This window comes from Rhodococcus sp. BP22, from assembly GCF_014281965.1.
In the GTDB taxonomy this organism is placed as follows: domain Bacteria; phylum Actinomycetota; class Actinomycetes; order Mycobacteriales; family Mycobacteriaceae; genus Rhodococcoides.
Map to the genome: position 1 here is coordinate 1 of NZ_JACFTB010000017.1, position 2864 is coordinate 2864.

Annotated in this window: 1 protein-coding gene; it reads left to right on the forward strand. The window is 58.2% G+C overall.

Going from position 1 to position 2864, the window contains the following annotated elements:
• Nucleotides 1-924: 924 nt before the first annotated feature.
• The gene (locus H2510_RS20500; protein WP_186630118.1) at nucleotides 925-2793 is read left to right on the forward strand and encodes an ATP-dependent endonuclease; all 1869 of its coding nucleotides are present in this window, start codon (nucleotides 925-927) and stop codon (nucleotides 2791-2793) included.
• Nucleotides 2794-2864: the final 71 nt, after the last annotated feature.

The following is a 2864-nucleotide window of genomic DNA, read 5'->3' on the forward strand; positions in this document are numbered from 1 at the left end:
GACCGACGCGAACCTGAGGCACTGACCAAAGAAGGTAATCCAAGCAACTACACCGATACTTCTCCAGCTCTGATGTAGCAAGCCAACGCCCGTGAGTCACGTCAGCACTGACCAGCTGTACACGCCGTACGAACGAACCGCGCGCGGACACCCAACGTACCCAGCAGCTGGCGACGCAGAGCACACGGTCACCTCTAAAACCAGCGTCTACGTTCGGCTTCTCCGTTGTCGTCAACGCGAAGCAGCACCAGGCCTAACCCGCCCATAGCGACCCGCAAGAGGTCAGCGCCGGCCGACTCGGGGCATTCCGCGGCGAGCCGCAAAACTACATGTCGGTGCCTTTCATTAAGATCGGCGCAGGTCGGATTGTGCCGCATGCGCAGCTCAGCCTCACCTGGACAACCCGGGGATTCTCGGCCGACCTACGGAGTAATCGCAATGAAGCTGGTACGCACAGACGTTCGATTCTTTCGCTCCTTCAACTACGACTTCGAGCGAAAGGTCCGCGACGAAAGCGCACCGGAACCATGGGAAGAGCAAGAACCCTGGAATCCATTCGTTCGAGTTCCTCTCGAGCTAGGCATCACCGCAGTTGTCGGCGCGAACGAATCTGGCAAGAGCCAATTACTTCTGGCAATCGAGGCAGCATTGACTGGGGAGCCTATTCGACGTGAGGACTTCTGCCGGTACAGCGACGAGTACTCGGTCCAGGAGGGCGAGATCCGACTCCCCGAATTCGGCGCTGTTTTTCGATTAGACGACGGTGAACAGATCGCTGGGGTTGCCACACTCCGAGACGCGCGCGAGTTCGGGCTCTACCGACCGGGTTCCGCAGACCCCTTCCTGGTAGTCAATGACGAACTCATCAAGCTTCCTCCCGGGCAATTGGCCAAGTTGGAAGCTGCGTTACCCAGTATCTTCAAAATGAAGACGGGCGTGGCCGTTCCAGACAGCGTGTCGATTGCTGAACTGATGGGCAGGACACGCACTCGCCTTCATGACCGACGCCAACGAACGACTTTCTTCGACCGCATTTTCGGCCTCGAAGAGCCAACCGAAGAGGCACTCGGGAAGATCCTCGCGCCGTCACTTGCGCCTCCAGCGGACACTGCATCTGAAGAATTAGAGCGTCGACGGCGGGACGAGTTCGAATTGGCGCGCATGCTTCTAGTCGACGCCGCGAGAATCGATCCGCGGGCATTCGTGGAGCTGAATGAAGCTCTCGCATCTGGGCGTGAGGGTCAGGTGGAAGCGGTCGTCGGCGCAATGAACGCGGCTATCCGAGAAAATCTGAACGTTCAGCGCTGGTGGAGCCAAGATCGCGAGTTCGACCTGATACTTGAGGCTCGCGAGCATGAACTGGCCTTCACTATTCGCGACCGGACCGGAGCCACCTATTCGTTCGGCGAACGCAGTCAGGGCCTCCGCTACTTCCTCAGCTACTTCGTTCAGATCACAGCCCACAAGCTCACCCAAACGCGACCGGACGTGCTCCTTCTGGACGAGCCTGACGCCTTTCTCTCAAGTATCGGGCAGCAAGATCTCCTCCGGGTACTCCGCGACTACGCACTCCCCGAGGATGGGGGCGTCGGAAGCCAGGTTGTGTACGTCACTCACTCGCCATTCCTCATCGACAAGAACGCACCAGAGCGCATTCGTGTCTTGGACAAAGGAACCGAAGACGAAGGCACTCGGGTGGTCAACGATGCAGCAAATAACCGATACGAGCCACTCCGATCATCTCTGGGAACTTATGTCTCTGAGACGGCATTCATTGGTGGTCGCAATCTCTTTGTTGAAGGACCTGCTGACCAAGTACTTATCGCAGGGATGTGCATGCACCTCGCTCGACACCACGGGGGCCGCGCGGACGTGCTGGACCTGAACGAGGTCACCATTGTCGCCGCTGGAGGAGCTGACGGCATCCCGTACATGGTTTATCTGGCTCGCGGCCGAGACACCGTGAAGCCGCCTTGTGTAGCCCTGCTCGATGGAGATCAGTCTGGCAAGGATGCAGAAAAGGTGCTCAAGCGCGGAGAGGCTCGCAAGAAGAGAGTCCTTAAAGACCAGTACATCGTCAGATTAGACAAATGGGCGGTGGCTTCTGGACTTGCTTTCGACCCCGGTGTTCAGGTTGAAGAGATCGAAGACCTCATCCCTGTCGAACTTGCACATCGCGCGGCATTGTCCCATCTGACACGCTTCGTGCCCGTGGCTGACATCGATCCCGCGGTCTTTGAGCTCTCGCAACTCCGGTCCGCGGTAAATCAACGCGGTCGCGTTTGGGACGCACTGGACGCTCTTTACCGCGAGGCATTCCCCGGCGAACACATGGAGAAGGTCGGCCTGGCGCGCGAACTTTTACTGCTCTTAGAAATCGCCCCGCAGGCACCTGGCGCAGATGCGCTCCGACAGAGATTCGCCAGCCTTCTGTCACATCTCTCCGAAGTTCTGGATTCAGCATCGAACGAAGAAGACCGCAATCGGAGCGATGACAAAGTCAAGCGGACGGTTAAAAATTTTCTTAAGTCCCACACCAAGGGAATCACCCGACGCGAAGCCAAACGTCTACTGCGCGAACTGACCGATTCCTTCGCCCAAAGCGATTGGGTCGACGAGGCGACGCGGCAAATAGGCGCTATCCGAAGCGAGCACAGACTCGAGGACGTGGCAGTGCTTACCGTGGCCGACTTTGATGGCTTTCGGGAGGCGATCCGGGCACTCGGCGAGAAGGAACGGCAGCAGTATCAAGACGACGCCACTAAGGACCCAGCTGCCGCGCTCCTGAACTAGTAACTGGACAAAATCGCTGTTAGACGAACCTTCCAGAGGCGGTCGATCGCCATGCCTTGCGTACACCCCGT